Annotated in this window: 4 protein-coding genes; 2 read left to right on the top strand and 2 right to left on the bottom strand. The window is 72.3% G+C overall.

The features are described 5' to 3' along the window. Window positions 1–193: 193 nt before the first annotated feature. Both MET9862_RS28485 and MET9862_RS28480 read right to left on the bottom strand, forming a co-directional pair. The gene (locus MET9862_RS28485; RefSeq protein WP_009862913.1) at window positions 194–430 is read right to left on the bottom strand and encodes a DUF6894 family protein; all 237 of its coding nucleotides are present in this window, start codon (window positions 428–430) and stop codon (window positions 194–196) included. A gap of 367 nt (window positions 431–797) precedes the next feature. Continuing rightward, on the bottom strand, window positions 798–1,412 hold the full coding sequence (locus MET9862_RS28480) for a hypothetical protein (RefSeq protein WP_244612952.1): 615 nt from the start codon (window positions 1,410–1,412) through the stop codon (window positions 798–800). Window positions 1,413–2,342: 930 nt separating this feature from the next. Here MET9862_RS28480 and MET9862_RS29745 point away from each other — a divergent pair. Continuing rightward, complete coding sequence (locus MET9862_RS29745) at window positions 2,343–3,059, top strand: YkgJ family cysteine cluster protein (RefSeq protein ID WP_185157046.1); 717 nt, start codon at window positions 2,343–2,345, stop codon at window positions 3,057–3,059. 255 nt (window positions 3,060–3,314) lie between these two features. Continuing rightward, window positions 3,315–4,586: a calcium:cation antiporter family protein gene (locus tag MET9862_RS28470; protein ID WP_012752990.1), complete on the top strand. Its 1,272-nt coding sequence runs from the start codon at window positions 3,315–3,317 to the stop codon at window positions 4,584–4,586. Window positions 4,587–4,631 lie beyond the last annotated feature (45 nt).

Here is a 4,631-nt window from a genome sequence, read left to right as displayed (position 1 = left end):
GCGCTCGCGCCCGGAGCTGCGCCAACCCCGGCCCGGGGGCGCGCGGCAGGCCCCGCGCGGCAGCGGGCGCGGTGCCGCCTTGACCTCCCGGCACGTGAGCGCGAACCGAGCCGCCGTCGCGCATCCGTTTCCCGCGGCCGGAGCGAGACGGGGCAAGGGCTGACGGCACGGTCCCTCGGCGGCTCGCATCGGCCTAGGTGACCCACTCCACGACGAGCGACAGCGTTGCGATCAGCAGGACGCCCCCGGCCTCGTCGCGCACCCGCGCGATCAGCGTGGTCCGGTCCTCGCCGGGCGGCAGGTCCCTGGCGAGCTCGGAAAGGGTGGCGCTGACCTCCTCCCGCACGGCCTCTCGGTCGGCGAGGTCGAGGCCGTCCCGGTCGAAGACCTTTCCGTTGGCGTCGCTGAAATCAAAGAAGTACCGCGGCATCGGCTGGATCCTCGCTCTCCGACAATGACGCCGCCTCGCGGACGAGGCGGTAACGGGCCGGCGCGGGCGTCCGGGCTCCCAATCCGGAGGCACGGCGGTTGGCATCGCCCCACAGAGCTTGCCGACGGCGCCCCTGCCCGCGGCGGCCGATGACCGGTCCCGCCGCCGTCGACATCAGGGAGGTCCCGGACGGGGGCGGGCCTGCCGCGGAGCGGGGCTGGCGGGCATGGGAGGGACGGCGCGCCCGAGTTGCACCGGCGACGCGGAGGCGTCGACCAGGGCACGGCCGGCCGTCGGCCGGGATCAGCTCAGGATGACCGGCTCGGCGACGCGGTTTCGGGGCGGCCGCGTCCGGGCGCCGCCCGCGTCAGGCGGTGCGTCTCGGCGGCCGCTCGATGCGCAGGAGGTGCGGGTCGGCGACGGCATCCTCCTGCAGCGCCCGGAGCCGCTCGGCCGGCCGAAGCCCCGATATGGCACCGGAGGCCGGCGGCGCGGGCACGGCGGCCTGGCATGCCAAGGGCGAACAGGTCGCCGGGCAGGAGGCGGCGCGCTTCTGCTGGGGCTGGTGCCGGTGGGAAGGCTTCGGCGCCACGTCGTCCGGAATGTCACCGGCCGCCTCGGCGGCCGCGGAGATCGCCTCGGCCCCCGCGCCGACGACGTCGCCATCGTCGGGCGCCGGCACGATGCCAACGCTCCATCCACCGTCGTGAGGATAGGCCGGGGGCTCCGCCACCGTCAGGTCAGCGAGGGAGGCGTGTCTCGGCGTCGTGCATTGCGCCGCCGGCGCGACGGCAATGGCCAACGCGAAAACGGACAGCACCAGGAAACGCGCGATCGCCACAGGTTCGCTGACCTCCCCCCGCCTCCCGCGGAGCATCGCACGAGCACGCAGCCCCGGCAATCCGGGACGAGCGTGCACCTCCCCCGGCCCGGAGGCGACGAACGATGGCCCGCGCTGGGTCCCGGTTGCGGTCGGCCGCATGACGCCTCGGCCGGGCCAACTGCGCCTCCCCGCGGCGCTGGCAAGACCGCCGACGGTCGGCGAAGGGACCCGCGATATGGCCTTGACCCTGTAGTGGCTACAGGGTGCATGAAGGCGGCCCTCCGGCCTGGCCCCCGGTGCCGGGCAGAGGGAGCGCCTCATGATCGCAGCGGCTCTTGCGGACCCGACGCCCGCGTCTCCCGCGGCCGCGAAGTCCCTTCGCTGCAGGACGAGGGGCATGGACAGGCCGCCCGGGACCGTTCCGGCCTGGGCCGCACCGTCCGGTCAGCCGGCGACGGCCGGGCGGATGCCCGAAACCACTTCGCGTGACCGGCGGCCCGATCCCTGAGAGCCATGCGCAAAACCGGACGCATCTCCGTGCCGACCGCGATCCGCCCGCTCCGCCTGGGCGCGTGCATGATCGCGCTTGCGCTGATCCTGGGGCTGGTCGGTCTCGCGACCGCGGCCACGGGCGGACCGGCCGAGAGGCAGGCTACCATCGCTCTCGCGGACCTGCCCGGCGTGCTGCGCGACGGAAGCCGCGAGCCTCCGGGCTGTTCCCAGGACTCCTTGCCTGGACCGGGCCTGTGCGGTGGCACCTGCGACTGCGGCTCGGGTCTCAGCCCGGCGCTCGAATGTCCCGGACGGCATCTGCTTGCCCGCCATCTTGGCGTTCCGCCGGATGCGGCGGCTTTGCCTTCGGCTGACCTGGATAAGCCGAGTAAACCACCACGACCTCGATACGTCGGTCTCTGCGGCATGCAGACGACAACCCGAACCGCTCAGCCAAATCATGGGTACGTATCGAGGTTCGCAATGGAGCGACGAGCGTTTGGCCGCCAATCAAGCCGGCGGCGAGCATCCGAACAGGTTCCATCCCGGCAGGGACACCCCATCCAAGTCCCGCTTCCGATGGGGATGCCGACGAATTTGGATCCACTGATCTATGGAGCTGCGACGAATATCGCTCGCGACGTCAGGGACGGCGGCCTGACGAGGTGCCGGTCCGCGGAAGGCAGCACCGCGGCGAAGATCGAAGCCCTTCTGAACTATCTGGAAGGCGTCGTCTTCAGGCATGGCGACGCTGCGGTCGACGGCCTGGTCGCGGACGCTCCGGGCGGACGCTTGCCGGTCGCCTGCAGGACGGGATGCGCCTGGTGCTGCCACCAGGATGTCGACGTGTCCATCCCGGAAGCGATCCTGATCGCGCGCAGGAGAGACGCGGCGCACGGCCCCGAAGGCCGGCCGTCGGGCGCACCCGCGCATCGACCGGCTCCCCTCCGCGTCGTCGGCCGGTCGCGCGCGGGCCTGCCGTGCCCGCTGTTGAGCGAGGAGAAAACCTGCTCGGTCTACGCGGTGCGACCGTTCGCATGTCGTACGTTGCTGTCCTCCGATGCCGTGCTGTGCGAAGACGCCTTGAAATCGGCGGTTTCCGGAAAAGCCGACGTCTACATGAAGTTCTATGGCGTCCTCCAACTTGTCGGATGCGCCCATCGGGCGGGCATCAACGCGATCACGAGAGAACTCGGTCTTCAACACGACGACGTGAGCCTCGTGTCGGCCCTGTCCCAGATCAGCGACGACAAGGACACCGTTGAGCGCTGGATGGCGGGCGCGAGGGTGTTCACGCCGAGAGCCGGTCCTTGACGGCAGCTCTGCCTCCCGAGCCCCGGCTTCCGGGCGTGGACGGCTTGGTGCCGCTGACTCGCCGGCCGAACGGCGCACGCATGACGGACAAGGGCCGAGATCTCCGCGCCGCGGCGGTCGGCCGTGCGGAACGGAGGTGTCCCGCGCCGGGCCGCCCGTTTTTGGGCGGAAATCCGGGACTCTCCGGGACGGCAACTCGGGTGACGGTCGGCGCCGCAAGGCCGAAGGGGAGGATGGTGTGACGGGGGATGAGGGATGAGACGGTTCCTGATGCTGGTCGCACTCGCGGTGCTGGCAGCCCTGCCGGGTGTGGGGATCCGCCTGACCGGCCTGCAGGTCGGTCCCATCGGCGAGATGGTGGCGTTCGGCGCCGCGATCCTGTCGGCCGGGTTCCTGCTCTCGTGGGGCGCGGAGGCGGCCGAACGCCACGTCTCCTTGGGCCTGATCGTCGCCGTCGTGGCCCTGGTGACCGTGCTGCCCGAATACGCGGTCGATCTCTACTACGCCTACCAGGCCGGCAAGGCGGGCCCGGACTCCCAGTACGTCCACTACGCCGCGGCCAACATGACCGGCGCCAACCGCCTCCTGGTCGGGCTGGCGTGGCCGTTGCTGGTCGCGCTGCACTGGCTGAAGGGGGGCGGGCGCGCCATCGCGCTGACGCGGAGCAACGCGGTCGAGATCGTCGTCCTGCTCGTCGCCAGCCTCTACGCCTTCCTGATCGTGCTGAAGGACACGATCACGCTGCTCGACTTCGCCGTGCTCGTCGCGATCTTCGCGGCCTATGTCTGGCGCGTGCGCGGCGGGTCCGAGGCCGAGGAGGACGAGGGCGAGGAGCCCGGCCCGGCCGCCGCCCTCAACGCGCTGACGCCCGCCGCCCAGTGGGCGTCCATGGCTGCGCTGACGGTGGTCGCCTGCGGGATCATCCTGGTCTCGGCCGAGCCCTTCGCGGAGGCGATGGTCGGCTCGGGCCGGCTGCTGGGCCTCAACGAGTTCCTGCTGATCCAGTGGCTGGCGCCGCTGGCGAGCGAGGCCCCGGCCGTCACCGTCGCGATCCTGTTCGTGGTCGCGGGGCGCGCCGCCAGCGGCCTCGCCGCCTTGGTGAGCGACAAGATCAACCAGTGGACGCTGCTCGTCGGCATGCTGCCCCTGGCGATGAGCGTCGGCGCGGGTTCGTTGACGGCCTTGCCGCTCGACGCGCGCCAGGCCGAGGAGTTCTTCCTGACCGCGGCGCAGTCGCTGTTCGCCCTGGCGCTGCTCCTGCGCCTGCGCCTGGGGCTCTGGTCCGCCCTCGCCCTGGCCGGCCTCTTCGGCATCCAGGTCGGACTGGCGTTCTGGTACCGGGAGGACGAGGCGCGCACCGTCGCGACGCTGACCGCCCTCGCCTGGGTCTATCTGGGGCTCGCCGCCGTCCTGTTCGTCCTGAACGGCCGCCGCCTGCTCGAAGTCGTGCGCGTCGCCGTCTCGGTGGCGCCGTCCGTCGGGCCACGCGCGCCCGGGGCGGCCGAGGCGACCGAGGGACGCCGGTGAGGCCCGCCGCGCGTGCCGCGCCCGAAGCGGGCCGCGCCCTGCCCG

The organism is Methylobacterium symbioticum, from assembly GCF_902141845.1.
Classification (GTDB): Bacteria; Pseudomonadota; Alphaproteobacteria; order Rhizobiales; family Beijerinckiaceae; genus Methylobacterium; species Methylobacterium symbioticum.
The sequence above is the reverse complement of the archived record's forward strand: the minus strand, read 5'-3'. Positions and strand labels throughout refer to the sequence as shown.

Bases quoted from the DNA above. Each gene is read 5' to 3' on its own strand.
- MET9862_RS28485 (WP_009862913.1), bottom strand. From the start codon at position 430: ATGCCGCGGTACTTCTTTGATTTCAGCGACGCCAACGGAAAGGTCTTC.
- MET9862_RS28480 (WP_244612952.1), bottom strand. From the start codon at position 1,412: ATGCGGCCGACCGCAACCGGGACCCAGCGCGGGCCATCGTTCGTCGCC.
- MET9862_RS28470 (WP_012752990.1), top strand. From the start codon at position 3,315: ATGAGACGGTTCCTGATGCTGGTCGCACTCGCGGTGCTGGCAGCCCTG.